The 26349-nt window shown below is 41.9% G+C and carries 26 protein-coding genes; 12 read left to right on the forward strand and 14 right to left on the reverse strand.

The window, feature by feature from the left end; all coding sequences use genetic code 11:
- The coding region (locus QZY09_RS00480; protein ID WP_295666678.1) for a M28 family peptidase at window positions 1–1030 on the forward strand (1030 nt) is incomplete at its 5' end.
- Window positions 1031–1771: 741 nt separating this feature from the next.
- Here QZY09_RS00480 and QZY09_RS00485 read toward each other — a convergent pair.
- The 3 genes from QZY09_RS00485 to QZY09_RS00495 are packed head-to-tail and all read right to left on the reverse strand — an operon-like array spanning window position 1772 to window position 3681.
- Entirely contained in the window at window positions 1772–2581 is an 810-nt protein-coding gene (locus QZY09_RS00485; protein WP_295666681.1) for an ABC transporter permease, read from the reverse strand.
- 3 nt (window positions 2582–2584) lie between these two features.
- Complete coding sequence (locus tag QZY09_RS00490) at window positions 2585–3484, reverse strand: ABC transporter ATP-binding protein (RefSeq protein ID WP_295666683.1); 900 nt, start codon at window positions 3482–3484, stop codon at window positions 2585–2587.
- The gene (locus QZY09_RS00495; RefSeq protein ID WP_295666686.1) at window positions 3478–3681 is read right to left on the reverse strand and encodes a hypothetical protein; all 204 of its coding nucleotides are present in this window, start codon (window positions 3679–3681) and stop codon (window positions 3478–3480) included. The genes QZY09_RS00490 and QZY09_RS00495 overlap by 7 nt, the downstream gene beginning before the upstream one ends.
- 199 nt (window positions 3682–3880) lie before the next feature.
- Here QZY09_RS00495 and QZY09_RS00500 point away from each other — a divergent pair, with 199 nt between their 5' ends.
- Window positions 3881–4894, forward strand: a complete 1014-nt coding sequence (locus QZY09_RS00500) for a sensor histidine kinase (protein ID WP_295666689.1) — start codon at window positions 3881–3883, stop codon at window positions 4892–4894.
- A 1-nt stretch (window position 4895) separates the two neighbouring features.
- Window positions 4896–5633, forward strand: a complete 738-nt coding sequence (locus QZY09_RS00505) for a LytTR family DNA-binding domain-containing protein (protein WP_295666692.1) — start codon at window positions 4896–4898, stop codon at window positions 5631–5633.
- 51 nt (window positions 5634–5684) lie between these two features.
- On the opposite strand, the gene QZY09_RS00510 is transcribed toward QZY09_RS00505, so the two are convergent.
- From QZY09_RS00510 to QZY09_RS00530, 5 genes are read right to left on the reverse strand one after another with little or no spacing between them, the layout of a single operon-like run.
- Window positions 5685–6575 (reverse strand): TraB/GumN family protein, encoded by an 891-nt coding sequence (locus QZY09_RS00510; protein WP_295666695.1) that lies wholly within the window; start codon window positions 6573–6575, stop codon window positions 5685–5687.
- On the reverse strand, window positions 6575–7312 hold the full coding sequence (locus tag QZY09_RS00515; protein ID WP_295666699.1) for a 1-acyl-sn-glycerol-3-phosphate acyltransferase: 738 nt from the start codon (window positions 7310–7312) through the stop codon (window positions 6575–6577). The genes QZY09_RS00510 and QZY09_RS00515 overlap by 1 nt, the downstream gene beginning before the upstream one ends.
- A gap of 41 nt (window positions 7313–7353) precedes the next feature.
- Window positions 7354–7914 (reverse strand): NUDIX hydrolase, encoded by a 561-nt coding sequence (locus tag QZY09_RS00520; protein WP_295666701.1) that lies wholly within the window; start codon window positions 7912–7914, stop codon window positions 7354–7356.
- 29 nt (window positions 7915–7943) lie between these two features.
- The gene (locus tag QZY09_RS00525; RefSeq protein ID WP_295666705.1) at window positions 7944–8540 is read right to left on the reverse strand and encodes a M949_RS01915 family surface polysaccharide biosynthesis protein; all 597 of its coding nucleotides are present in this window, start codon (window positions 8538–8540) and stop codon (window positions 7944–7946) included.
- Window positions 8541–8573: 33 nt separating this feature from the next.
- A complete protein-coding gene (locus QZY09_RS00530; protein ID WP_295666708.1) occupies window positions 8574–9389 on the reverse strand; it encodes an alpha/beta hydrolase-fold protein in 816 nt (271 codons plus the stop codon).
- Window positions 9390–9580: 191 nt separating this feature from the next.
- Between QZY09_RS00530 and QZY09_RS00535 the strand changes: the two genes are divergently transcribed.
- From QZY09_RS00535 to QZY09_RS00570, 8 genes are all read left to right on the forward strand, one after another.
- A complete protein-coding gene (locus QZY09_RS00535) occupies window positions 9581–10288 on the forward strand; it encodes an alpha/beta hydrolase-fold protein (RefSeq protein WP_295666711.1) in 708 nt (235 codons plus the stop codon).
- Between the two features lie 115 nt (window positions 10289–10403).
- Window positions 10404–11486: a hypothetical protein gene (locus tag QZY09_RS00540; protein WP_295666714.1), complete on the forward strand. Its 1083-nt coding sequence runs from the start codon at window positions 10404–10406 to the stop codon at window positions 11484–11486.
- 327 nt (window positions 11487–11813) lie between these two features.
- Window positions 11814–12911 (forward strand): carboxylate-amine ligase, encoded by a 1098-nt coding sequence (locus QZY09_RS00545; RefSeq protein WP_295666717.1) that lies wholly within the window; start codon window positions 11814–11816, stop codon window positions 12909–12911.
- 6 nt (window positions 12912–12917) lie between these two features.
- Entirely contained in the window at window positions 12918–13754 is an 837-nt protein-coding gene (locus tag QZY09_RS00550) for a GMP synthase (protein WP_295666720.1), read from the forward strand.
- Window positions 13755–13858: 104 nt separating this feature from the next.
- On the forward strand, window positions 13859–14149 hold the full coding sequence (locus tag QZY09_RS00555; RefSeq protein WP_295666723.1) for a nucleotidyltransferase domain-containing protein: 291 nt from the start codon (window positions 13859–13861) through the stop codon (window positions 14147–14149).
- 68 nt (window positions 14150–14217) lie between these two features.
- Window positions 14218–15408, forward strand: a complete 1191-nt coding sequence (locus QZY09_RS00560) for a hypothetical protein (RefSeq protein WP_295666726.1) — start codon at window positions 14218–14220, stop codon at window positions 15406–15408.
- Window positions 15409–15652: 244 nt separating this feature from the next.
- Window positions 15653–15811, forward strand: coding sequence for a FeoB-associated Cys-rich membrane protein (locus QZY09_RS00565; RefSeq protein ID WP_295666729.1), 159 nt, complete (start codon window positions 15653–15655; stop codon window positions 15809–15811).
- 60 nt (window positions 15812–15871) lie between these two features.
- Window positions 15872–19240, forward strand: coding sequence for a glycosyltransferase (locus QZY09_RS00570; RefSeq protein ID WP_295666732.1), 3369 nt, complete (start codon window positions 15872–15874; stop codon window positions 19238–19240).
- Between the two features lie 82 nt (window positions 19241–19322).
- Here QZY09_RS00570 and ispF read toward each other — a convergent pair whose 3' ends face one another.
- Entirely contained in the window at window positions 19323–19805 is a 483-nt protein-coding gene (gene ispF / locus QZY09_RS00575) for a 2-C-methyl-D-erythritol 2,4-cyclodiphosphate synthase (protein WP_295666735.1), read from the reverse strand.
- Window positions 19802–20992 carry a type IX secretion system outer membrane channel protein PorV gene (porV, locus tag QZY09_RS00580; RefSeq protein ID WP_295666738.1) on the reverse strand — a complete coding sequence of 397 codons (1191 nt, stop codon included), beginning with the start codon at window positions 20990–20992 and terminating at the stop codon, window positions 19802–19804. The genes ispF and porV overlap by 4 nt, the downstream gene beginning before the upstream one ends.
- A 231-nt stretch (window positions 20993–21223) precedes the next feature.
- On the opposite strand from porV, the gene QZY09_RS00585 reads away from it, so the two are divergent.
- The gene (locus QZY09_RS00585) at window positions 21224–22906 is read left to right on the forward strand and encodes an SUMF1/EgtB/PvdO family nonheme iron enzyme (protein WP_295666741.1); all 1683 of its coding nucleotides are present in this window, start codon (window positions 21224–21226) and stop codon (window positions 22904–22906) included.
- 78 nt (window positions 22907–22984) lie between these two features.
- Here the strand turns inward: QZY09_RS00585 and QZY09_RS00590 are convergent, their stop codons facing one another.
- The 4 genes from QZY09_RS00590 to QZY09_RS00605 form a co-directional block, all read right to left on the reverse strand.
- Window positions 22985–23482 (reverse strand): acetyl-CoA carboxylase biotin carboxyl carrier protein subunit, encoded by a 498-nt coding sequence (locus tag QZY09_RS00590; RefSeq protein WP_295666744.1) that lies wholly within the window; start codon window positions 23480–23482, stop codon window positions 22985–22987.
- A gap of 68 nt (window positions 23483–23550) precedes the next feature.
- Entirely contained in the window at window positions 23551–24213 is a 663-nt protein-coding gene (locus QZY09_RS00595; RefSeq protein WP_295666747.1) for a DUF4159 domain-containing protein, read from the reverse strand.
- A gap of 71 nt (window positions 24214–24284) precedes the next feature.
- The gene (locus QZY09_RS00600; protein WP_295666750.1) at window positions 24285–24998 is read right to left on the reverse strand and encodes a 16S rRNA (uracil(1498)-N(3))-methyltransferase; all 714 of its coding nucleotides are present in this window, start codon (window positions 24996–24998) and stop codon (window positions 24285–24287) included.
- A 12-nt stretch (window positions 24999–25010) separates the two neighbouring features.
- Complete coding sequence (locus QZY09_RS00605) at window positions 25011–26348, reverse strand: hemolysin family protein (protein ID WP_295666753.1); 1338 nt, start codon at window positions 26346–26348, stop codon at window positions 25011–25013.
- Between the last annotated feature and the right edge of the window lies 1 nt (window position 26349).

A 26349-nucleotide genomic window follows, 5' to 3' on the forward strand; every position in this document is an offset into this window, starting at 1 on the left:
CCTTAAAAATGTACTGGCCATTTTAAAAGGCACCGATCCAAAAGACACCCGCGTTTATATCGTTTCCGGTCATTATGATTCGCGTGTAACAGACGTGATGAACCCCAACGCCGTTGAGCCAGGGGCCAATGATGATGCTTCAGGTACCGCCGTATCCATGGAACTGGCGCGCGTTATGGCCAAAAGATCATTCCCGGCGACGATCATTTTTATGGCTGTAGTGGGCGAGGAGCAGGGCCTGTACGGTTCCACCAACGTGGCCAAACGTGCCAAAGCCGAAAACTGGAACGTGGATGCAATGCTCAACAATGATATTGTGGGCAATACCCACGGTATGGAAACTGATTTAAAGGATAACCGCAGTGTAAGGATATTCAGCGAAGGAGTTCCATCCATAGCCGCCGGGAATCAAAAGGATGTCGCTTCCCTGATTGCTTTAGGTGGCGAAAATGACAGCCCCTCGCGCGAGTTGGCAAGGTATGTGAAAGAAACCGGCGAACGCTATGTTGATCAACTTGATGTAAAACTCATCTACCGGCGCGACCGTTACCTGCGTGGCGGCGATCACGTTTCATTCTTGTTGCAAGGCTTTACCGCGGTGCGTTTTACCGAAATGAACGAGGATTTTACCCGCCAGCACCAGGACATCCGCAACGAAAATGGGGTTGATTACGGTGACCTGCCCGATTTTATTGATTACAACTACGTCCAAAAGGTAGCCCGGATGAACCTTTCTGTTTTGGCTAACCTTGCCAGTGCACCAGCCGAACCACAGAATGTGGGTATTGTAACCAGCGGCTTAACCAATAAAACCACCTTAAAATGGGAGGCTCCCAAAACCGGTAAAAAACCAGCAGGCTATTATGTACTGATGCGCGAAACCATCAGCCCTTATTGGGAAAAGAAATTTTATGTGACGGATATTACCGCAACACTTGCTTATTCAAAGGATAATTATCTTTTTGCAGTGCAATCTGTTGATGCGGATGGACATGAGAGTTTGCCGGTGTTTCCGAAGCCGGTGAGATAGTTATTAGTTGATTAGAGACTGGAGATTAGTCCGAAAGTCAGTAAAGTCCGGAAGTCCGAAAGAAGCTGCAACTGCCGTTTCGGCAAAAATAACCTAAGTATACAGAAGAGATTATTAGCACAAAGTAAGAAGATAGTTTATTTCATATCCACGATTTTATACACGATTGCAGAATCAATATTTGACTGTTCATCAATTCTTGTTCCGTGCTTATTAATTCTTTTTCCTTTTAAAATAAAAATTCCGGTTATTGATAAACGGACACTTATTCTTGTAATTAACTCGGCATTACTTTTAGGTTCAGTGCTTTTTATATGCGGATTTGTTCACGAAATAATTACCGATCTTTTTTCCGGTGCGAAATATGTCCAATATTCGATAAGTGACCGGCTTTTCGGAAGCTATTGGTGGGCTTTTTGGATAGAAATATTTCCGGGATATTTATTGCCTCAGTTATTATGGGTCAGGAAATTTCGGAAGACAATTATCAGTTCAGTTATTGTGGTCTTTTTCTGGATTGGAATATCTTTACTTATAAAAATGCCATCATATTTAGCAGACGGGCACTTCGAATTTAAATACACGGCGTTTGAGTATTTAAAGGAAGCTGTCATTTATATTGTTATTTTATCGGGAATATATTTCTTTTTAAACAAGCAAAGGTCAATATCAAAAACTTGAAAAACAGACCCTGATTTTTCTTTCGAACGTTACTGACTTTCCCGACTTCCCGACTTCGCCTTACTTCACACTCTTCTTCAGCACAATAAAATAGCCAGCTATAAATACTATTGTAGCTACAATCAGGCTTACGGCAATGTCTTTGGTAAAAAAATCAACCGTTATTTGTGGCACTCCATCGGGCCCGATAGCCGCATTTTTGCCATTTAACAGTGCCTGTATGGCCAAAAAAGGGTGTGAATAAGGAAAAAGGTAAGAGTATTTCCAGTTGTTGGCAATAATATCGCCGGTAATTGCACAAATAAAACCAATACCCATGGGTTTTAAAAAATCTCGGAATAAAAGACTTAACAGGAATTGGATGGAGAGAATGCCAAGCGAAGACAGGAACAGCTTCAAATAAACCCGGGTTAATAAACCTTCAATATGATATTCGCTAAACCTGAGAGAGGGTTTTATCACACTTAACAAGTTGCCAAAACCCAGCGTAAACAGAACAAATAGCGCCAGGCACAAGAATGTTAAAAATAGCGCATAAAAATATTTGGCAGCATAAACAGAAAGCTTGGATATGGGCAAACTAAATAGCGATTTCCAGGTATCGGCCCTGTGTTCGATATTATTTACCGAATATGCTATAAATATGATCAGCATAGGGAGAATAAACGATCCCATAATTGCCAAAATTAACCCCGAAAATTCTATCCAAAGCGCTACGCCGGACGTGTGCGCCCCATGGTCGCCTTTGCTTAAAAATCCGGAAAAAATCAGAAGGCATATTAACAATGGCAGCAAAATAGCGCTCCAAAATGCCATTGTTTTACGTGTTTTATAAAACTCAGACCGGAATGATAGAATAAATCCTTGCATGGCTCAGGCAGTTTGGGTGATGTCTAAAAACAATTTCTCCAGGTCTTTTTGTTGTTTGCTGATGCTGTAAACCGCATAGTCGTTTTTATTCAGTAAGGCGTTCATTTCGCCCATTTGCTTTTTACTGGCATAAGGCACATAAAAATAATTATCTGTAACCTCGGTCACCTCGTAGTTATTGCGGGTTAAAAGGTTGGCAGCATCCACAGTGTTATCCGTTTCAACCTGTATCAATGGCTGGCTTAAGGTTTGCAGTTCGCTGATACTTCCCTGGAATAAAAGTTCGCCATTGTTAATAATGCCCACATGGGTGGCCATGCGTTCAATTTCGCCGAGCAGGTGGCTTGATATAAAAACTGTTTTATTGTGTTTGGTAACCAGTTTGATCAGCAATTCACGGATCTCTATAATGCCGTTGGGGTCGAGACCGTTGGTGGGCTCATCCAGGATCAGTAATTTAGGGTCGCTCAAAAGCGCCAAAGCAATCCCCAGGCGTTGTTTCATTCCGAGGGAATATTGCCCTGCCTTTTTATGGGCGGCATTAGTTAAATGCACAAGGTTCAGCATTTCCTCAACACGGCTTTCAGGCACCTGTAGCAGTAAAGCCCGGTTAAGCAGGTTTTCCCTGCCGCTCATGTGCAGGTATATCGCGGGCTGCTCAATCAGCGAACCAATTTGTGAAAGTATTTTAACCCGGTTGCTTTTCAGCTCCAGGTCGAATATATGGATAGAGCCCTGCTGTGTTTTAAGCAGGTTCATCAGCAATTTGATAGTGGTGGTTTTACCGGCGCCGTTTGGTCCCAGAAATCCGTAAATGCTACCTTCCGGAACTTGTAGTGATAGTGATTTAACTACTGTTTGATCGCCGAAATTAAATGTCAGGTTATCGGTGGCGATTACCATAGTTTTTCTTTGGCTACAGCGCAAACGGTTTTTACCAGGCTTACGCTTTTATAGAAAAGTGATGTAGCATGTTCGGTTGTGCCGGCTACGGATTCCCTTTTTTGCTGAAACTGGTAGCTAACACCCATAATCAATGCAAATAATACCGGAACAAGCAGTAATATAAAAGGGTTTGAATTTGTAATTAGCTTTTTCATTGTGTGTGATTTGATGATACAAAGAAACCTCTAATAATTTGTCTGGTAAAAAGTATTAGACCAACGGGCAGTAATTATAGATGAACCGTTGTTTTAAACAACAAGGCGTTCGTCGGGGATAAAAGGCAGTTTATCGATTACGCAAACAACTATATATAATATATACCTTTACAAACTTTCAAAATAATATTTTTATTCGATGAAAATACGCTTGCAGGTATTTTGGCATGTAATTATTTGGCTCGCGCTGATGGTGTTTTTTTTGTTTATTGCGCGCAACGGGGCAAAATATAATACTACAGACCTTTTGATCATTTTCTTATTATATCCCCTGGTCAACATTAGCCTGTTTTATTTGAATTACCTTGTCCTTATCCCCCGGTTTTTAAATAAAAAAAAATATGCCTTTTATGTTGTAGCTATAGTGGCCACCTTAATAATATATGGTTTGGGCAAGTATGGGATTGCGTCAATATTCCGGGAGAATATTTTGATGCGCGACAAACATCATACCCTCACCTTTAGCGAATATTTTATCGCAACATTATTTACAGGTTTGCTTTTTTTAATTTTGAGCGCTGCTTTAAAGTTTGCAATAGACTGGTTTTTAAATGAACGCATCCAGCGCGACTTGGAGAACCAGCGCCTAAGCGCCGAACTGGCTTTCCTTAAATCGCAGATCAACCCGCATTTTTTATTTAATTCATTAAACAGCATTTATTCGCTGGCGTACCAGCGGTCCGAAACTACACCGGAAGCGATATTAAAACTTTCGGAAATTATGCGTTATATGCTTTATGAGTGTAACGATAACAAGGTTGACCTGGAAAAAGAACTGCAATATTTACAGAATTACATCGACCTGCAAAAAATCCGGTTTGCGGGTAAGGCGTATATTGATTATAAAATATCGGGCAGTGTGGATGGCCAGCAAATAGTACCTTTGCTGTTGATCACATTTATTGAAAACGCCTTTAAACATGGGGTTGCCAATAATCCGCTTACCCCAATAAGGTTATTGATAGATGTTGACGATGCACATCTGCATTTATACATTCAAAATAAAAAACACAATAATAACGTAGATGCCTCTGGCGGAATAGGGTTGAATAATGTGAAACGAAGGCTAAACCTGCTATACCCCGGCAAATATAACCTGGAGATCCAGGATGAAGAAAACACTTACACCGTTGAATTATCATTAGTTTTATAGCATGATCAGATGTATAATAGTTGATGACGAGCCTCTTGCATTGCATGTATTGGAAGATTATATATCCAAAATACCTTTTTTGCATTTGGTAAAAGCCACCACCAACCCTATTGAGGCATTAACACTGGTTCAGGAAAAAGAGGCCGACCTGGTTTTTTTAGACGTACAAATGCCCGAGCTTACCGGCATACAATTTTTGAAAATAGCCAACGGCAAAGCCAAGGTGATTTTGACCACCGCTTATCCGCAATATGCGCTTGAGGGGTATGAACTGGATGTGATAGATTACTTGTTAAAGCCGATAGCTTTTGATAGGTTTTTTAAAGCTGTTCAAAAAGCCCAGGCCATATTACAGCCCGCAGCTGTTAAACCTGTTGCCCTTGCAGAAAGCACCCCACAAAAGCCACAGCAGGAGTTTTTAAGCGATTTTATTTTTGTTAAAACCGAGCATAAGATCCAAAAAGTGTATTTGAACGATATCCTGTTTATTGAAGGTTTGAAAGATTATATCTCCATTTTTACCCCTGCCGAAAGGATCATCACCCTGCAGAACATGAAGAAGATGGAAGATGCTTTACCCACTAAATATTTTATGAGGATACACAAATCATATATTGTGTCTATCAATAAGATAGACAGTATTGAACGCAGCCGTATTTTTATTGGCGACAAGATCATCCCTGTTGGAGATACCTACCGCGATGAGTTTTTCAAGATCATTGACGGAAAAAACGTTTAGCCCCTGGCCCCTAAAGGGGGAGTTATCTGGCGGCGAACTTGAGTTGAGTTTTTAGTTGGTGACGGCTTTAACTGTGTATCCTTTTAGTCGAAGCTGATTTATAAGGCCGCAATCCCAGAGCAAATGTGCGGCGCCCACGGCTATAAAAGTAGGCTGCTGTTTCATGATTGCGGGAAGTTCACGCAGCCAGTTATTATTTCTTGCTCTTATGAACCCATCATATCGTTCATTAGTGAACTCGGCGTTTGAATTTGCCAGGATTTCGAGGCCATTCAGATTTTGCTCATGATATAACTTAAAGGATTTTTGACGCGATTTACGAACCTGATCAATATGCCTTACCAGATATAGCAAAGACTCTTTTTGTTTATCCAACGGCGCATCGTATAGCAAACTGTCGTGAAATTTAACAGTTTCAAGGCCGAGGATTTTATATCCCATTTTGCGGCCTTCTTCCCGGAAATATTTGTCCAAATGATGATTTGTCTTTGACGTGGTTTTTGCTGAAATGAAAACTGACAGCTCGTCGTAAACATAAACCGGTTTATACCGGTTGAATTTCAAAAGGGGCCAGGGCAGGAAGCGTGTTAGCGTTCTGTCGATTTCTGAAAATTCATCGGGCGTAAATAAATGGCTTAGTGAGTCATGTTTGAGAAAAATATGCGATTTGTATTCGAGAGGCTCACTATCCAAATCCGCCTCGGTAGCGACCGCCTTACATTGTTTGAATTTTCCCATCACGTAAGGTAAAGTGTCAAGAAAATTGCCGCCGATGAGATGGTCTGTGCCGAAAAGGTAGGAGGGAGATGCGAGGCCGTTACCGCTGATCTCCCATAATAAACTATTGTCAAGCGCTATCCTTTTGTATTTTGGGCGATTTGACCAGTTGCAGCCGGCAAATACAAAAAAGCAAAAAATAAGGCAGCAGGTTTTCTTCATCATTAAATTTGATGAAGATAGGCTTTTATCCTGTCTTCCGCTTCTTTTACCAGGTCTTCCATCGGTTGTCCGTTGGGTTCAATAGGTTCAAGCACATCCCAGGTCATTCTTGTAAAGCTGTAGAGCGGATAATATCCGTATTGGGTTATTTTCCAGGTATTATTGATCGCAATGGGAACCAGCAGCGCGTTGGGGCACTTTTTTAACATCGTAGCGATTCCACCAACCTGGAAAGATTTAACTTTACCATCTTTTGAGCGGGTGCCTTCCGGGAATATTACAGCCGACCAATTGGCTTCCTTCATTTTGGTGGCCAGCTTGATGATCTCAGAGATCGATTGACGAGAGTCTTTCCGGTCTATATTGGCCCCGCCGCCATATTTTAAATTAAAGGATATGGAGGGAATACCTTTGGTAAGTTCAATTTTTGATATGAATTTAGCGTGATATTTGCGCAGGTAATAAATCAGCGGCGGGATATCAAACATGCTTTGATGGTTCGCTAAAAAAATAATAGGCCGGCCAATGGGCAAATTTTGCTTGTTGGTAAAAACCACCGTATTTCCAGCCAGGTAAACCGTTCTTAACAAACAAAGATTTAAAATGTCAACAGACCTTTTGTGCGCCGCATAACCGAAAACTTTATAACAAAACCATTGGATAGGCTGAAAAATTAGCAGCGCCAAAAAAAAGGTGATGATGACAAGAGGTGATAATATATAGCCGAAGAACTTTCTCATAAAAGCCTCAAAGTTAGATTTTTTTCTCAAGCTTAAAAACCTTACAGCTTGTTTTCCGTCAGCAGTAATTTTACTTTTAAAACTGCCGCTACAGTCATTGCATCAGTTATTTCACCTTTGCAAACCATCTGGTAAACCTGCTCGAACGGTAGTTTTTTGATGATCAGTTGCTCGGTATCCTCAGGTTCAGCCTCAAATTGCTGCAGGCCACGGGCAACAAATAAAATGCTTAATTCATCACTTACCGAATTGGACAAGTGCAGGCGTTGAATTTCTGTCCAAATCTCAGCTTTTAACCCCGTTTCTTCCAAAAGCTCCCGCCTGGCCGAATCGATAGGGTCAACGCCAATAATTCCGCCGCCTTCGGGCATTTCCCAGCTGTATTGCCCCAGCGGGAAACGATACTGGCCCACCAGGTAGGTGTTCAAATCCTCATCCAGCGGTAAAACGCCGATAGCTAAATTTTTATAATGCACCTTGCCGTAAATGCCGGGATTACCCGATGGATTGATCACATGGTACTCGGTTAATTTTATCCAGGGGTTATCGTAAATAATTTGCTCGGAGGTGGTTTTCCAGGGGTTTTCTTCGGGGTGGCGCATGGAGGTAAATATGTTAAATTAATTGCCTGTTACTTATACAAGGATGTTCCCCGCAGGTGCTCCTCTTTTGCAACACCATCCCAAACGCTTTTCGCGATTTTTTTGATAGGCACAGGCATGGTATCGAATGATTTATCCATTGTTTCGGTATAATTATCCGAATCGAGTTCCGGTATATGAGCTCTTAACACGGCCTTAATATTTTTATAATGTACCATAACTTTCCAATTGGATCCTTCGCCCATATTGGGATCAAGTTCATACACAAAAAAAGTTTCATAAATTCCGTCTTTATCTACATCTACTATTATGGTATGCTCATAATAAAGCAGGACATCATCGTCCGAAAAATCCTTTATTTCCCAGTCTTTAACAAATACCCCATTAATGCTGGTATAAGCAAAACCAAAAATACTGACCTTGTTTATCGGCTTGTCCTGTTTGATTTTGGTTACCAGGTAAATGTGCAGGCCGGCCTTATCCCGGTACTCATACGCATCAATTGCCTTGCCGGTGTATGAAACAGGGATTTTGTCGTGCAGGATATTTTTAACAAACATTTGCGCCCGGCTGGTTTGCAGGAAAAGCGATGCGGCAACGGTTACAAAAAAGTATTTAAGACGCACTTTTGTATTTTGGCTTAAAACTACAAAATAGTTCTATCTTCCAAACGCCCAAACCAAAAATTTAGGCATGGCTTTGGCCCAGGTGGCAGTATCGTGGTTGCCACCGAACATTTCGACATACCGAACCTCTTCAGGGCGTTTAAAACCTCTATTTTCCAGTTCTTTGATCAGGTCGATGGTATCGTCGATGCTGTCGATAATGCCGTTTTTGTTGCGGTCGGCCGTTTCATCTTTAGTGCCGGTTTGCAGCCATATTTTTAGGTCGGGTTTTTCTTTGGTATTTCTGATAATGCTGTGCATAATGCGGTCATTATCGGTATACCCTTTGCTTAAATCCTTACTTCTCCACCAAAAAGAACCTGAAAATGCGCCTGCCTTATCAAAAAGGGCGGGATTGTGCCAGGCGATGTCCAAAGCGGATAATCCGCCTAACGAAAAACCTGCGAAAGCGGTCGTTTCAAAACTTTCGATGCTGGTCAGCTTATAAATCGCTGGCAATAACTCTGTTTTTATAAATTCGGTATATAACCCGGCTTTGTCGCCTCGTTTTTTAAAATCAGGTTTGCCGGCGGTGCCGTATTCGTGCAAACGATTTTCGTCAGCGTGTATGGCGACAACCAGGGTTGGTTTTATCCTTTGGGAATTGGTTAACTCTTCTAAAGTTTCTTTCAGCTCCAGGCTTTCTATTTCCTGCCCGTCATTCAGGAGCAAAAGGTTCATCGGCTCAACAAATTCAGTTTCTTCGGGTATCAAAAGCGTGCAGGTAACGTTGCGCTTTAAGTGTTCGGATCTTATTATGATATTTTTTTCAGCTATTGCTATTTCCATCTCCGGCAAATTCCAGTACATCTCAGTATTCAATTTTATTAAAACGGCAAAGGTAAGGTTTTTAAGTTTGAAAACCTCGCCTCTCCTTTGGAGAGGAATTAGGTGAGGCGTTTTCAAATCATCAAATTTTCAAGTCATCAAATTTTCAAATCATCAAATTTTCAAATCACCAAATTATTTCTCTAACTTACATTCATTAAACCAACAATACTTTGACTGAAAAATATCACCGCTGGTACTCGCAAATTTTGGGGCTCGATGTAGAAATGCTGGTTTTTGGCGACCGTGGCTACCCGGTTATACTTTTCCCTACTTCGCAGGGCAAATATTACCAGAACAAGGATGAAGGGCTGATTGATAGCGTAAAGTGGTTTGTTGATGAAGGCCTGGTAAAAATTTATTGCCCCGAGAGTTTCGACTGGCTTACCTGGTATAATAAAGATGTGCATCCATCCGAGCGTGCCCGCCGTTATGCCTGGTATGATAAAATGCTATTGGATGAACTTGCACCCTGGGCAATGCACGAAACTGGCATCAACAAGGTAGCCACGGCCGGCTGTAGTTTCGGTGGTTACCACGCCGCGAATTTCGCCTTTAAGCACCCGGATAAAACAGGCCATATGTTCAGCATGAGCTGGGCGTTTGATATCACCCAGTTTACGGATGGTTTTTATAACGATGATGTATTTTATAATAACCCGATAGATTATTTGCCCGGAAGCAGCCAGCCAGATCTGTGGCACATGAATATAATTTTGGGGACAGCTGAGCATGATATCTGCAGGGGGGACAATGACCGGTTATCTAATATCTTAAATCGAAAGGGCATCCGCAATTGGCTGGATGTACGGCCGTTTGCGAGTCATGATTGGCCGGTTTGGAAGGAAATGTTTCCGCATTATTTATCAACGATAAAATAGTTATTGATTTAGTGAATTAGTGAGTTAGAGAATTAATAAAAACATAGAAGAATTGAATTTGCTACAAAGTACAAAGATTAAATATAAACGAGAGCATTAAAATTACCATCATACCATGAAAAAAATAGGCATCTTATTCGGACAGGAAAATTCATTCCCGCATGCATTTGTTGATCGCATTAACCAGAAGGCAGAAAAAAATATCACTGCAGAGTTTGTCCACATTGACAAAGTGCAGCAAGCAATCCCACTCGATTATGCAGTAATTGTTGACCGAATCTCGCAGGATGTGCCCTTTTACCGGGCTATGTTGAAAAATGCTGCGATTTGCGGCACGGCGGTCATCAACAACCCCTTTTGGTGGAGTGCTGATGAGAAATTCTTCAACAATGCGCTGGCCGTTAAAATAGGGGTGCCGGTACCTAAAACGGTTATCCTGCCATCAAAGGATATGCCGGATGATACCACCGGACAATCATTCCGTAACCTGTCCTATCCTTTAAATTGGGAAGGTATATTTGATTATGTCGGTTTCCCGGCATACATGAAGCCTTTTGATGGTGGCGGTTGGAAAGAAGTTTATAAACTGCACGATAAGGAAGACTTTTTCGACAAATACGCCAACACCAAACAGTACGTAATGATGCTGCAGGAAGAGGTTGTTTTTGATGACTACTTCCGTTGCTATTGCATAGGCGGCAAGCATGTGCGCATAATGCAGTACGAGCCGCGCAACCCGCACCACCTGCGCTACGAGCATGGCAAGGCCCCGGCCGAAAAGAAATTGCTGGAGCTGGTTAAAAACTACGTGATCAAACTAAATAAATACCTTGGCTACGATTTTAATACCGTTGAATTTGCGATCCGCAATGGCGTGCCTTATGCCATTGATTTTTGTAACCCTGCGCCGGATGCGGAAGTAACCAGTGTTGGACAGGAAAATTTTGAATGGGTGGTGGAGACTGCTGCCGATTATGCCATTGAACGCGCCAAAAAGCAAAAGCCTGATATGGATAATTTAACCTGGGGCGAATTTGTAAAAACAGGCGCCGCAGGGGAGCATTTATTAGCATCTGAAAAAAAGGTAGAGAAAAAAGCCGGTAAAAAAGAAGCGAGTGAAGGAAAGATAGATCACGAAGTATTGGCAGAAGGCACGATCAAGGAAAAAATAGTAAAGCCGAAAAAGACGACAAAATAATATAGCAATTATAGTGATGGGTTTAAAATCTTGAGCATTCGAAACAAAGAACAAATTGCAGCTACCCTCTTTTTTGCCTGCAAAAGAGAGGGTGAACGAGCGTAGCGATGTTCGGGTGAGTCAACCCCGGGGGACATTACTGCGAATGCATGGCGGCGAGTTTACTCACCCCGGATTCGCTTCGCTCTCCGACCCTCTCTACGGCAAGCCGTAAAGAGGGTGAAAAAAGTGTTTCGAATGTTCGATGTTTTAAACAGATCGCGACAGATAATTTAACCTAACAAAACATAGCCTAATAATGGGATTTTTGATAAATTATAACCTTTTATGAACGAATTTACCTTAGGTGTTGAAGAAGAATTCATGGTGATTGACCCGGTAAACCGGGAGCTAAAATCGCATGACCAAAAAATTGTTGAAAGCGCCCAAAAGATCCACGAAGACCAGGTAAAGGCCGAAATGCACCAGGCCGTGGTAGAAGTGGGCACCCATATTTGCCGCAATACCGAAGAGGCCCGCAAAGAAGTGAGCAAGCTTCGCGGTACTGTTGCCATGTTGGCCGGGGACATAGGTTTACGCATTGGCGCCGCCGGGACGCATCCTTTTTCGCACTGGCAGCACCAGTTGATCACTGATCATCCCCGATATTTTGAAATTGTAGACGAGATGCAGGAAGCTGCGCGCTCCAACCTGATCTTCGGGCTGCATGTGCATGTGGGCATCCAGTCGCGCGATTTGGCCATTCATATTGCCAACCAGGTGCGTTATTTTTTGCCCCACGTATATGCCTTATCTACCAATTCACCTTTTTGGGAAGGGCGTAATACTGGCTTTAAATCATTCAGAACCAAGGTTTTTGATAAATTCCCGCGTACCGGTATCCCTGATTATTTTAACAGTATTGAGGAATATGACAGGTATATCAAGCTTTTGGTGAAAACAAATTGTATTGACAATGCCAAAAAAATATGGTGGGATATCCGGGTTCACCCGTTTTTTGAAACGATTGAATTTCGCATTTGCGATTGCCCCATGCTGATTGACGAAACGATGGCTTTTGTGGCTTTATTCCAGGCCTTATGCGCCAAACTTTATAAAATGCGGCTCCAGAATATGGCTTTTATGACCTATAACCGGGCGCTGATCAACGAAAATAAGTGGCGCGCTGCAAGGTATGGTATTGATGGCAAAATGATCGACTTCGGCAAAGAAATGGAAGTAAACACCCGCTCGCTGGTACTGGAGTTGCTTGATTTTGTTGATGAAGTGGTTGACGAATTGGGCTGCCGCGATGACCTGCAATACGTGCATAAAATATTAGAAAATGGCACAGGAGCTGACAGACAGTTAGCAGTTTACGAACAAAACCATAACTTTGCAGATGTTGTGGATTACATCACTTCACAAACGCTTAAAGGGATATAAAAAATAATGGCACAAAACGATAAACAATCTGTAAAAGTAGCGGTACTGGATCTGTATAATGGGATAGAAAATGAAGGGATGCGCGGGATCCGTGAAATTTTGGAGCGTTACCGTGTGAAAAATGAATTAAATTTAACCTACGAAGTTTTCGACGTCCGCAAAAAAGTGGAAGTACCAGGGACGGAATTCGACATTTATATCTCCAGCGGCGGCCCGGGCGATCCTTTGGAAAGCGAAGGCACCGAATGGGAAAAGAAATATTTTAAGCTGGTGGATGCGCTTGAAGATCATAATCTTTCCAGCACTTCGCAAAAAAAGCATGCCTTTTTTATTTGCCATTCTTTCCAGCTCATGTGCCGTAAATATGGTTTGGGTGCAATAAATATGCGTAAATCGCCCTCTTTTGGGGTTCTGCCTGTTCACGAAACAAATGCAGGCAGGAACGAACCTTTATTTGACGGGCTTGCCGATCCATTTTACGCAGTCGATTCCCGGTTTTGGCAGGTCATCCATCCAAATGAAAAGCGTTTTATCGACCTGGGAATGCAATTGCTGGCTATTGAAAAGGAAAGGCCATATGTCGACCTTCCGCGGGCAATGATGGCTATACGGTTCAGCGATTATTTTTTCTCCACCCAGTTTCACCCGGAAGCAGATGCGGTCGGTATTCGCACTTTGCTATTAAAGGAAGACAAAAAGAAAGAGGTAGTGAGTGAACACGGCCTGGATAAATACAATGAAATGCTGGAACGGTTGGAGGACCCGGATAAGATCACCCAAACGCAAAATACCATCATCCCTAATTTTTTAGACCAGGCTGTTTTGAGTTTGCAGGAGATATAGGCCCCACCCAACCCTCCCCGGATGGGGAGGGCTTTTAAAATGGCCGGTGGCGGCAGGAAGTGTTGTATAGGGCCTTTTTGCTTCTAATGTTGATTTAACGATCTATGAACGTGCACGACGTAGAAAAATACCAACGATTGATTTTGCCTGTTTTAATTCGGTATTCAATTAAACGTGCGGCAATTTTTGGTTCATTGGCGAAGAGCGGAATGAATTCAAATAGTGATTTGGATCTCCTTATAGAAGCTGAGATAGGATTTACTCTTTTTAAAATGCTTAAACTTCAAGAAGAACTCTCTGAAGTTACAAACAGGAAAGTTGATTTAGTTGAGTACAGTGCACTCAAGCCATCCATAAGAAACGAAGTGCTTTTGTCCGCGATCGCTATCTTATGAGTCAGCCTGAGAGGTCGATATTAAAGGAACAATTGGAAAACATGATTGAATAAGCCTGTTTTAAACTTATGGAGCCATCTGCCAGAAAAACATTCAACGAAAAATTTACCGCAGAAAAGTACAATGAGCTTTTGGCGTTGCTAAATAAAGACCTTGAAAACCCGATTGCTTTCCGCGTAGCCGAAACGCCGGTTTTTTTGACCGATGATTTTAAAAGCAGGCTCATTACAGCAGGTAACGATATCATTAACGTTATCCTTGAACCTGATTTTAAACAACTCACCGAAAGAGCCATCCCCGATAAGTGGCGGCTCCCCAATGAAAATGATCACCCGCATTTTATTGCACTTGATTTTGGGGTTTGCAGCGACGAAAACGGCAATATTGTTCCAAAATTGATCGAGTTGCAGGGATTCCCATCCTTGTTTGGTTTCCAGGTTAACCTGGCTAAAAGCTATGCGAAGGCATTTGATATTACAGACGAATGGTCGGTTTATTTTAGCGGATTAGACGAATCTTCTTATATCGATTTGCTAAAAAGGACAATAATTGGAGAATATGATCCGGCAGAAGTGGTATTGATGGATGTGAATGCCCATCACCAAAAAACTGCAGTTGATTTTGAACATACCCGAAAATATATTGGTACGCCCATCGTGTCGCTTGAAGAAATGGAGCAGGACGGTAACCAGCTTTTTTACCGGGCCGGGGGCGAAAGAAAACTGATCAAACGGATCTATAATCGCTTAATTTTTGATGAGATAGAAGGCGACCCCGCTGCTTTTGATAAAGTAGTTGATATCCGGCAATCACTGGATGTGGAATGGATAACCCACCCCAACTGGTTTTACCGGGTAAGCAAGTTTACCATGCCGTTTTTAAAGGGGGACTACATCCCCAAAACTCAATTTTTACACCAGGTAAAGGATATTCCTGCCGATTTGGAAAACTATGTGCTAAAACCACTCTTTTCGTTTGCAGGGCAGGGTGTAATTATTGATGTGCGTAAAAATGACATTGAAAATATAAAGGATCCGGAGAACTGGATCTTGCAGGAAAAAGTAAATTACGAACCTGTTTTGCATGCGCCGGACGGTGGTGTTAAGATAGAGATCAGGCTATTATACCTTTGGCCAAATGGTGATGAAAAACCAACTTTGGCCATTAATTTGGCCCGCTTAAGTAAAGGAAAAATGATAGGCGTTAGGTATAATAAGGATTTTGACTGGGTAGGGGGGACTATCGCATTCATGAAATGATTGACACGAATTTCACGAATAAGGACGAATTTAATGGACACGAATGTCACAAATAAGGACGAATGTTCACGAATCATATCAAGCGGCGGCTCTCTCATTAGTGAAAATTCGAATCCATTCGTGTAATTCGTGTCAATTCATTAGTGAAATTCAAACAAATTCGTTAATCTTCGTGTCCATTCCTAAACCAAATACTATTTAACATGTCTGTACGTATATATATAAATTGTATTAAATTTGTAACGTGAATATCCAGATCATTATAGTAGCCATTTTATTTACCGCAGCACTGTTTTATGTGGGCAGGCTTGTTTACAGGAATTTGTTTGCAAAAAAAGGCTGTGGCGAAAATTGCAAATGCGGAGTCGATTTTTCGGCAATTGACCAGGTTAAAAAACCATAAATAATATCAAATCCCCCTATTTGATCATTACGTACCTAAATAAATTATTGTAAGAATTTAATGGCTGATAAACAAGTTTTTCAAACGGATACCCCTGGCCGGTGGATGCGCTTTAAATGGATTAGCCGTGTGCTGATCATCGTGCTGGTTTGTAGTGTACTCGCGGCAATCATTACCGTAACATCCAAGCATTATCCAAGTTTACCAAACTTAAATCCCGCACCCAAAAAGCTTACTAAAGAAGAACTCGAGAGCTTAAAAAGGTCAAAAAAATATAAGGATTTCAAAATTGATAAAAATGAAATCACCAAGCTGGCACGTACAAGGCACCTGCACCAGCTAAAACGCCCCAATAATAAGGACCGTATCAACGCGGCATTTTATAAGGCATGGGAGCCGCAAGCCTATGGCTCACTCGCGTCCAATATCTCTCACCTGGATATGGTGGTTAGCGAAGGTTTCTTTTTATTGCCAAAGCATGATACAATGGTCGCTAATATTGATACCGGCCTGATAAATCTAAATAGAAAATTTAAGAAGCCCGTTATCGTCTCGCTTTCAAACTACGTTAATTCTGATAAGGAAAAAGGTAGTTATGATACCAAAGATGTTGAACGAATCATCAAAAGTAAAAAACTTCGTACCCAGCTTATCTATAACATCGCCAGTCAGTTAACCAGGTATAAGTTCAAAGGAGTCAACCTTGATTTTGATGATTTAAAAGACATCAACAGCAAAAATTATATCACTTTTGAAAATGAGCTTTATGCTATTCTGCACCCGCTGGGTTTTCTGGTTACGCAAAACGTGGTTCCGGATGATGAAAAGTACCAGTTAGAGCGCCTGCAGCATATCAATGATTTTTTGTTTGTGATGGCGATAGATCAGCATAATGACGGAAGCAATGCAGGCGATCTATCAAACCAGCGTTGGGTGGAAGAAATTCTGGATAATGTTTGCTCCCGGATACCTAGTGAAAAAGTTATTTTAACGGTTCAGGGTGGGGGGTACGACTGGCCCGAAAGCAGTACCGGAAAACCCATGAGTTACCTGGAGGCGATTAGTTACGCACAGGAAAATGGCAGCAAGATAACTTTCGATCCGGCCTCAGCTAATCTGCATTATAATTATTATGACCTTGACAGTCTTGAGCATACAGTTTATTTTACTGATGCGGCTACCAATTTTAATGTTATCCGTATGGCCGATGATTGGGCGACGGGCGGCGTTGCCCTTTGGCGGCTGGGTGGCGAAGATCCCCGGTTATGGACATTCTTCCAGAAGAATTTGTCAATAGATTCATTAAAGAAAACGGGTATCGACGTTAAGAGATTAACATCTGTAGGGTTAAATAATAAAATAGATTACGATGGCGACGGCGAAGTGCTCGACCTGGTAACTACCCCAACTACCGGCAAGATCAATGTGCAGATGGATACTTCCAGTTTTGTGATCACTGCTCAGCAATACATCAAGCTGCCCACAAAATATGTTATCCGCAAATACGGGTACGATCCGGGCAAAATTGTTTTAACGTTTGACGATGGTCCTGACCCTGATTATACGCCAAGGATTCTCGATATCTTAAAAAAAGAACATGTTCCGGCAGCATTTTTTGTGGTTGGATCAATGGCCGAAAAAAATGTACCCATTCTCCGGCGCGAGTTTGACGAGGGTTACGAAATCGGTAACCATACGTTTTTTCATCCCGATATTTCCGCAATAAGCCTGCAGCGGGTGAATCTCGAACTGAATGCGACCAGGAAACTGATTGAATCAGTTACAGGCAGGAGCACCATATTGTTCAGGCCGCCTTTCAATGCGGATGCCGAGCCGCAAACCCTGGCGGAAGTTATACCGGTAGCGGAAAGCAGGAAACAAAGCTATATCACCATAGGCGAATCCATTGACCCATGGGACTGGCAGCCGGGTGTAACCGCTGACAGTATTGTTGCCCGTGTTATCAAACAGAAAGATGCCGGTTCGATGCTATTGCTGCATGACGCAGGTGGTGATACCCGCGAAGAAACTGTAAAAGCGCTGCCGGAAATTATCCATTATTTTAAAAGTCATGGGTACAAATTCACCACTATTGCTGATGTTTTGCATAAAAACAAAGCCGACCTGATGCCACCTATTAAGGATGATGCAAATTCAGGCGTGCTTGGCTCGCTATACAATTTTCTGATTGAATTTTACTTTTATGGTAACTGGTTCCTTATTTATTTATTCTTTTCTGCTATTTTCCTTGCCGTTGGCCGTGTGATATTGATTGGAATACTTGCGTTAAGACAATACAGCGAGGATAAGAAAATTGAACAGGCAGTTACTGATCCCGCTAAATTGCCTGCAGTAAGTATCATAGTTCCAGGTTATAACGAAGAAGTAACCGCTATTAAAACCATACAAAGTTTATTGAAAACGGAGTACCCCTCATTCGAGATCATTTTTGTTGACGACGGGTCTAAAGATAAAACATACGAACTGGTAAACAATGCCTACGGAAACCACCCCTTGGTGCAGGTGCTTTCGAAGCCAAACGGGGGCAAGGCTTCGGCGCTCAACTTCGGGATCAGCCATGCCAAAAATGATTTTGTGGTTTGTATTGATGCTGATACACAGCTAAAAAATGATGCCGTTTATCATTTGATGAACCATTTTACCGATGAGGAAATTGGCGCCGTTGCCGGTACTGTTAAAGTTGGAAACGAAACTAACCTGATAACCATGTGGCAGTCGATAGAATACATTACTGCCCAAAATATGGATAGGCGCGCTTTTGACCTGATCAATAGCATCACCGTGGTGCCCGGGGCCATTGGCGCATTCCGCAAATCAGCCCTGTACAAAGCCGGTGGCTTTACTTACGATACCCTGGCTGAAGACTGCGATCTTACCATGCGCATATTAAAGCAAGGCTATGTGGTACGTAATTGCGATGACGCTATTGCCTACACCGAAGCCCCCGAGACGCTTAATGGCTTGCTAAAACAGCGTTTCCGTTGGAGCTTTGGCGTGATGCAAAGTTTCTGGAAAAACAAGGACGCGCTTTTCAATAAAAAGTATAAGTTCTTCGGGATGCTGGGCATGCCTAATATTTTAGTTTTTCAAATTATTTTGCCTTTGTTTTCTCCGCTTGCTGACCTGTTCATGATTATTGGTTTATTCAGTGATAAGCCGGGTAGGATAATTACCTACTACGTTGGATTCGTGCTGATAGACTTCATAGTGGCTATAATTGCCTTTTGGATGCAGAAGGAAGACTATAAAAAATTGGTTTACATTATCCCGCAGCGCTTTATATGGCGCCAGCTGATGTATTATGTGCTGTTTAAGTCCATCCGCAGGGCATTAAAAGGCGAGTTGCATGGATGGGGCGCGTTAAAACGTACCGGAAATGTGACTATTAAGAAAGAAGCGACTGTTTAGTCCGATTTTGTGAATTTGAAAATTTGGTAATTTGAAAATGATTTATAATTTTCAAATTACCAAATTTTCAAATTGTCAAATCTCAGTTCTTTTCTATCAAACAAACCGCATAGGCTACAATGCCTTCCTGCCGGCCAATAAAGCCCAATTGTTCGTTAGTGGTAGCCTTTATGGAGATATCTTCTTCGCTAATGCCTGCGGCTTTGGCTATATTAACCTTCATTGCAGGGATGTGAGGGTTTATTTTGGGGGCCTCGAGGCAAACCATGGCGTCAATATTACCGATTTGCCAGCCTTTTTCTTTTAAAAGTATTACTACGTTTTGCAATAAAACCAGGCTGCTGATCCCTTTCCACCTCTCGTCCGTATTGGAAAAATGAAAGCCTATATCGCGCAAATTGGCAGCGCCGAGCAGGGCATCGCAAATAGCATGCAACAATACATCTGCATCTGAATGGCCAAAAGCCCCGGAAGTATGGTGTAAATCTACGCCGCCTAAAATAAACGGATGCTGATCTTTTAACTGGTGAACATCAAATCCAAACCCAACCCTTAATTTTGTCATTGCTTTTTAGCGTTTTTATCTCCGCCAAAGTTAGCACTTAAGGTAAAACGAAGCGTATTTGCTAGCGGGCTATTTTGCTGGCTCGCCGCCAGGTACGAGAAGTCAAAATTGAAAATATCATATTTAAAACCTATGCCCATGGTGAGGTAATGCGAGCCCCCATTATTTGGATTTTCATAAAAATAACCAGCCCGTACGGCAAATTGCTGGTTGTACCAGTATTCAAGGCCGGTTGAAATGGTAATTTGCTGTAATTCCTGCTTAAAACCTCCCGGTGCGTCAGAAAATGACTGGAAAATGCCAACCGGTACTGATACGTCATTGCTGACGCCTTTGACGATATTCCCATTGGCATCAGTAATTGGCGGCGTTGGAACCAATAGTTTGTTAAAATCTGCAGTAAAAGTTAGCTGGTTATAATCATCCAGGTTAATCGTATTGGCAACGCCAATTTTCAGGTTTGCCGGTAAAAAATACTTCGGGCCATTATTGCTGTAACTGATTTTTGATCCAATATTTGAAATATTCGTTCCGAACGCAAATATCGCATCGGTACCAAATTCCTGGATCTTATGGTTATAGTACAAAGCAACGCCAGCTGCCACAGCAGTTCCTGCCCTGGCCTGTGCGCCCGTTCCGGTAGCGAAAACAGCATTTGATAAATTTGAGTAGATAAAACCAGCGGTGAGCGCAAGCGAAAACTCTTCACCAAATTTACGGGCGAATGATCCGTTCAACGCAAATTCGTTTGGCGAATAGGTGCCCAGGTCATTTTGCGTATTGTCCCTGAATTGGATGGTGCCGTAGTTGAAATATTTTAAAGATGCACCGAATGTGTTGCGGTCATCAATTTTATGTGCATAACTTAAATAAGACATACTGATGTCCGGGACCAATTGGCGTAGCCATGGGCTGTAAGAGAGTGAGACATTGTCATTGTCTTCTAAAAATGCAAGTTTGGCTGGATTCCAGTAATTTGCATTCACGTCTGCTGTAAGGGCCACGCCGGCTTCGCCTAATGCCCCTGACCGTGAATCGGGGGTAATATTCAAAAACGGAACAGCAGCCAGGGAAGAAGTATTGTATGTAGTACCATCAACATTTGGTCCCGTTGTTTGAGCAATTGCCAAAACGGGACATAATATACCACTGAAAATAATTAAAGCTCTGGTAGAGAAAAACATCATGTGAAATTTATATTTTTATATTTTAAATAATAAATATATGCTATTTGAAGGCTATTACGTATAAGTTAACCAAGAAGTTTTCCACCATATTATTTGGATTAAATGTAACACAATAAGCCTGGATTGCGTTTAAATTCAAATAAAGATTAATATCTTTAAAAGATTTAGGTAATAGAATTAGCATTTTAAGCAAAATGTTATAAATTTACATTCCAAAAATAAAGTATAAATATGAAAGTACTTTTTACGCGAACTGCGATTGTGTTGTTGGGCATTGGCACAGTGATAAGCAGCTGCAGTAAACACGCGCAATCTTCAAAGACCGGTATTACTTACAATGACAAAAAAACCGGCGGTTACGAACGTTTCAGGAAGACTCACCCAACTCCCGGACCAGGTTTGGTGCCTATTGAAGGCGGTACCTTTGTAATGGGCGGTAGTGCCGACCAGGACGTTACGTACGATTACAATAACATAAAACGCAGGGTAACAGTTCCTTCATTTTACATGGATGAAACTGAAGTAGCCAACCAGGATTGGATTGATTACATGCACTGGATAAGTGTTACCTATCCGGAGGATCACGAATTATATTACAATGCATTGCCTGATACTTTGGTTTGGCGTAATGCATTAGCATATAATGAGCCCTATGTTGATAACTATTTAAGGCACCCGGCCTTTCAGGACTACCCTGTTGTGGGTGTTAGCTGGGACCAGGTGCAGGATTATTGCGTTTGGCGTACTGACCGTGTTAACGAAAATATTTTACGTGAAACCGGGCGTATGGTTGCCTGGAATGACTTAAACGGGAATGGCAAAAAAGGCAAAGCAGCTGCGCCCGCAGCATCAAATAAAGATCCTTTTAATACAGATATTTATCTGAATGGTCAATATACGGGCCCCGGTATTGATGGTAAAAAAATGATAGTTGATTTAAGCCCTAACGCCAAACCAACTACAGGTGCCAACGGAAAAGGTGGAAAAGAGCCTGTAAGGCACGTGCGTATGGAAGACGGTATATTAAAACAAGCATATCGTTTACCGTCAGAAGCCGAATGGGAATATGCTGCATTAGGTTTGATAGGCAATACTCAATTTGAAAATATTGATGATAATAAAGTTTATCCATGGAATGGTTTAGGTGTACGGTCGTCAAAAAGAGCTACCCGGGGTATGATATTGGCCAACTTTAAACGCGGTTTGGGCGACAATATGGGTGTAGGCGGATATTTGAATGATAAAGCGGATATTACCGCGCCGGTAAGAGACTTTCCGCCAAACGATTTTGGCTTATATAACATGGCCGGTAACGTAAATGAATGGGTTCAGGATACCTACCGCCAAACCTCATTTGAAGAAGTTGAAGATTTTAACCCTTTCCGTGGTAACGAGTTTAGCAATAAGCGTCTGGCTGATGCTTCAAAAGGTTTGTACGCCAAAGATAAGTATGGCCGCCCGATCAAAGATGCTTCTGTATCAAACAAAAAATTGAAATACAGCGAGTTACTAGCATTGCAACAGGCACAAAGTGCAAACCCTAACCAGCCAAATACTGCTAACGCAGGAGCAGCTGTGGGTGCGGCTCCCGGTCAGACCCCCGCTGAAAAAAATGCTTTGGAGGGAAAGAAATTTAATCCTGATAACAGGGGTTATAACGATACAGTAAATACTTCGTTGTATGGAACTACCAGTTTGGTAAGCGATCATTCAAAGGTGTATAAAGGCGGTTCATGGAACGATATGGCGTTCTGGTTAAACCCTGCAACCCGTCGTTTTATGAATGAAGACGAGTCAAGTTCAACCGTTGGCTTCCGTTGTGCAATGACCTTAGTAGGCGAGCCTGAAATTCATCCTGAAGGCAAACCGCATTACAGCATCAAACAATCAAAGAAGTTTAACGCGAAACAATAATTCTAATCTTTAGATATTGAAAAGGCTTCCTGAAAAAATCGGGAAGCCTTTTTTATGGATAATAAAAGTTGATCCGGCTTAAAATAACATCAGGATCTGCCCTTTTTCTACTTTATCCCCAGGTTTTATCTTAACTGTTTTAACCACTACATCCGCCGGCGCTTTGATAATGTTTTCCATTTTCATAGCCTCCAAAACAAAAAGGTTATCGCCTTTTTTAATGTCCATTCCTTCACTAACAAAAACTTTAAGTACCATGCCGGGCATAGGCGCTTTTATTTCGCTAACCTTAGCTTCATTAAGGTTACTTAGGCCAAGTTTATCCAGTAAAATATCAAATTGGTCCTTTGCGGTAACTGTATAAATATTGTTGTTTACTTTTATTTCAGCCGTTTTTTCGGCGCGGTTAAAACTGATCATCTCTGCATTGTACGACTGCAGGTTGTTGATGATATGATAGACGGTATTGTTTAACTGTTTTACGTCTGCCTCAATCTTTTCATTATTTATCAACAGGCTATCGCCATTCTTTTCAAGTTCGAAATTGTATTTATCATTTATTTTTACCTTGTACATGGGGGCGGGAGATTAGAGGTTAGTTAATTGGAGATTGCTTTCGACATTAGTGTTTATGATTATAGTGACTATTGCTGGGTTAAAACATACTCGACCAGGTTAGCGCCCATTTTCAAGGCTTTTAAGCGCGTTTCCTGTGTATCGCCGGCGTATGTGCCATAATCTTCCCAGCCATTGCCCAGGTCGCACTCATAGGTATAGAAGCAAACCAGGCGGCCCTTGTATATCAATCCAAAACCTTGTGCGCGTTTATCGTCGTGCTCGTGAATTTTTGGTAAGCCGGATGGAAAATCAAACTTTTGGTGGTAGATTGGATAGTTAACCGGCAACTCAACAAAATCAAGCTCAGGGAATACTTTTTTCATTTGCGGCCGAACATAAGGGTCGAGGCCATAATTATCGTCGATATGCAAAAAGCCGCCGCCGGTTAAATATTTCCTTAAGTTTTGCGCTTCCTGGTCCGAAAAAATCACGTTACCATGGCCGGTCATGAAAATAAAAGGATAGTTAAACAATTCAGCACTGCCAACTTCAACCACGTCATCTTCTGGCTGAAAATTAGTTTTGAGTTTTTCGTTACAAAATTTTATCAGGTTAGGGAGGGCTGTCCGGTCGCCGTACCAATCGCCGCCACCATTATATTTTAGTTTGGCCATTTTATAGGTAGGTGGGCTAAAACTGGTGATCGCCATTAAAAACACAATAGCGCAAAGCGTCAACAAGGGTTTCATCCCCGTCCTTATAAGCGATTTTTTTCGATTAATCATCAATATTAACTAAGTCAACTAATCTATCAATAAAATCAACTAACTCTGTTTAAAAAGTTCACTTCAAAACAGGCTTCTAACGCAGCAGTTTCGGTCCTCAAACGGCTTTCGCCTAAAGTTATTGCTTTAAAACCGTATTGCAAAGCCTCGTCAATTTCGTCGGTCGTAAAGTCGCCTTCGGGCCCAATCAATATCAAATACCGGCCACCTGTTTTCAGCTCATCGGCGATACTGGTTTTGCCTGTTTTTTCGCAATGTGCAATAAATTTCTGTCCATCAAAAGGGTGGGTAAATAGCTTAGTCAAACTTATCGGCTCATTCAAAAGCGGATGGTAGGCCTTTAACGATTGTTTAACTGCGGACGTAACCACCTTGTTCAGGCGTTCAGTCTTTACATCTTTTCTTTCCGATCGTTTGCAGATGATGAACGAGATTTCGTCAATGCCTATCTCTGTTGCTTTCTCCAAAAACCATTCAATACGTTCAATATTTTTGGTTGGGGCAATGGCGATGTGTAAATAGTGGTTTCTTTTATTGAAGTTGTGGGTTACGGAAATTATTTGAAGCAATGTTCTTTTTGGATGGGCATCCAAAATGCTTGCGGTATATAAACCACCTTTGCCATCGATCAATTGCAGTTCTGCGCCTTTCTCAAGCCTGAGTACGCGGGTACAGTGCTTGCTTTCTTCTTCAGTCAGAAAATATTGCTGGCAGGTTGAGTCAATATCTGGCGTATAAAAAAGGTGCATCGTTAAAGCAGATCAATGTAAATCTAACGCATCCTCTTCGTTAATCAGCAACTCGAGCTTTACTGACTCAATATTCTGATCGGATTTTTTCAATACCGTGATATTGTAACCATTTGCTTCTTTCTGCTCACCAACATCCGGTATTTTGCCGAAAATGTCACCAAGCCATCCTGATACCGTGTCGAAATCGCCATCTTCCGGCAAATCATGCGGCAGGTGGCTGTTCACATCGTAGATGGGGGCAAGGGCGTTTACAATAAATTCACGATCGTTTATCGTTTCAACAATTGGTTTTTCTTCATCGTATTCATCCTGGATCTCACCCACCAATTCTTCCACAATATCTTCAAGGGTCACCATTCCGGCAGTGCCACCAAACTCGTCCAGCACAATTGCGATCTGGATACGTTTTTGCTGTAACTCGCTCATCAGGTCGTTGATCCTTTTTGTTTCAGGGATGAAGTAGGGTTTACGGATAATATTTTTTAAAATAATCTCTTCATGGTGGGCCAGCAAGGGTAAAATATCCTTTGCATGTACGATTCCCACGATCTTGTCAATAGTTTCATCATATACAGGTATGCGCGAGTAACCTTCCGTTATAATAATTTCAAGTAACTCATCTTTCGTAGTGCCGAGTTCTATGCCTGATATTTTAGTACGGGGTACCATGATGTTTTTAACGATGCGCTCGTTAAAATCAAAAACATTCTGGATGAGCTCATGCTCGGTTGAATCCAGTGCACCTGTTTCCTTTCCCTGGTCTAGGAGGTATTGCAGTTCCTCAGAGCTATGAGACGCTTCGCCCTGCACCGGGTTGATCCCCATCAGCTTTAAAATAAAATTGGCGAAGCCGTTTAATAACCAGATTACAGGTTTAAACACTACAAAAAAGAAACGCAGCGGGAGCGAAACTGTCATTACGGTACGCACTGATCGTTGTATGGCGATAGACTTTGGTGCCAATTCGCCGAACACGATGTGAAACACTGTAATAAAAGCAAATGCCACAATATGGCTTGTATCGACAATAAATATTGATTTTATGTCAAGCCCAAAGGTGAGGAACATCCGCAGCATCAAAGCAGTTACAACGGATTGGCCCACCCAACCCAAACCAAGAGAGGCAATAGTAATGCCCAGTTGCGTAGCCGCCAGGTAGCCATCAAGGTTGTGTAAAATACCCCGGGCAACTTTTGCTACCGGGCTGCCCGATTTTGCCTTAATTTCAACCTGCGAACCGCGGACCCTAACCATAGCAAATTCTGCCGCAACGAAAAAGCCGTTCAGCAAAACCAGGAAAAAGGTAAGGAAAAGGTAAAAACCGTTTATTTCAAGATCAGGCCCCATA

Origin of the sequence: uncultured Mucilaginibacter sp. (genome assembly GCF_903913935.1) — a bacterium.
GTDB lineage: Bacteria > Bacteroidota > Bacteroidia > Sphingobacteriales > Sphingobacteriaceae > Mucilaginibacter.

Bases quoted from the DNA above. Each gene is read 5' to 3' on its own strand.
- QZY09_RS00485 (WP_295666681.1), bottom strand. From the start codon at position 2,581: ATGCAAGGATTTATTCTATCATTCCGGTCTGAGTTTTATAAAACACGT.
- QZY09_RS00490 (WP_295666683.1), bottom strand. From the start codon at position 3,484: ATGGTAATCGCCACCGATAACCTGACATTTAATTTCGGCGATCAAACA.
- QZY09_RS00495 (WP_295666686.1), bottom strand. From the start codon at position 3,681: ATGAAAAAGCTAATTACAAATTCAAACCCTTTTATATTACTGCTTGTT.
- QZY09_RS00500 (WP_295666689.1), top strand. From the start codon at position 3,881: ATGAAAATACGCTTGCAGGTATTTTGGCATGTAATTATTTGGCTCGCG.
- QZY09_RS00505 (WP_295666692.1), top strand. From the start codon at position 4,896: ATGATCAGATGTATAATAGTTGATGACGAGCCTCTTGCATTGCATGTA.
- QZY09_RS00510 (WP_295666695.1), bottom strand. From the start codon at position 6,575: ATGATGAAGAAAACCTGCTGCCTTATTTTTTGCTTTTTTGTATTTGCC.
- QZY09_RS00515 (WP_295666699.1), bottom strand. From the start codon at position 7,312: ATGAGAAAGTTCTTCGGCTATATATTATCACCTCTTGTCATCATCACC.
- QZY09_RS00520 (WP_295666701.1), bottom strand. From the start codon at position 7,914: ATGCGCCACCCCGAAGAAAACCCCTGGAAAACCACCTCCGAGCAAATT.
- QZY09_RS00530 (WP_295666708.1), bottom strand. From the start codon at position 9,389: ATGTACTGGAATTTGCCGGAGATGGAAATAGCAATAGCTGAAAAAAAT.
- QZY09_RS00540 (WP_295666714.1), top strand. From the start codon at position 10,404: ATGAAAAAAATAGGCATCTTATTCGGACAGGAAAATTCATTCCCGCAT.
- QZY09_RS00545 (WP_295666717.1), top strand. From the start codon at position 11,814: ATGAACGAATTTACCTTAGGTGTTGAAGAAGAATTCATGGTGATTGAC.
- QZY09_RS00550 (WP_295666720.1), top strand. From the start codon at position 12,918: ATGGCACAAAACGATAAACAATCTGTAAAAGTAGCGGTACTGGATCTG.
- QZY09_RS00555 (WP_295666723.1), top strand. From the start codon at position 13,859: ATGAACGTGCACGACGTAGAAAAATACCAACGATTGATTTTGCCTGTT.
- QZY09_RS00560 (WP_295666726.1), top strand. From the start codon at position 14,218: ATGGAGCCATCTGCCAGAAAAACATTCAACGAAAAATTTACCGCAGAA.
- QZY09_RS00570 (WP_295666732.1), top strand. From the start codon at position 15,872: ATGGCTGATAAACAAGTTTTTCAAACGGATACCCCTGGCCGGTGGATG.
- ispF (WP_295666735.1), bottom strand. From the start codon at position 19,805: ATGACAAAATTAAGGGTTGGGTTTGGATTTGATGTTCACCAGTTAAAA.
- porV (WP_295666738.1), bottom strand. From the start codon at position 20,992: ATGATGTTTTTCTCTACCAGAGCTTTAATTATTTTCAGTGGTATATTA.
- QZY09_RS00585 (WP_295666741.1), top strand. From the start codon at position 21,224: ATGAAAGTACTTTTTACGCGAACTGCGATTGTGTTGTTGGGCATTGGC.
- QZY09_RS00590 (WP_295666744.1), bottom strand. From the start codon at position 23,482: ATGTACAAGGTAAAAATAAATGATAAATACAATTTCGAACTTGAAAAG.
- QZY09_RS00595 (WP_295666747.1), bottom strand. From the start codon at position 24,213: ATGAAACCCTTGTTGACGCTTTGCGCTATTGTGTTTTTAATGGCGATC.
- QZY09_RS00600 (WP_295666750.1), bottom strand. From the start codon at position 24,998: ATGCACCTTTTTTATACGCCAGATATTGACTCAACCTGCCAGCAATAT.
- QZY09_RS00605 (WP_295666753.1), bottom strand. From the start codon at position 26,348: ATGGGGCCTGATCTTGAAATAAACGGTTTTTACCTTTTCCTTACCTTT.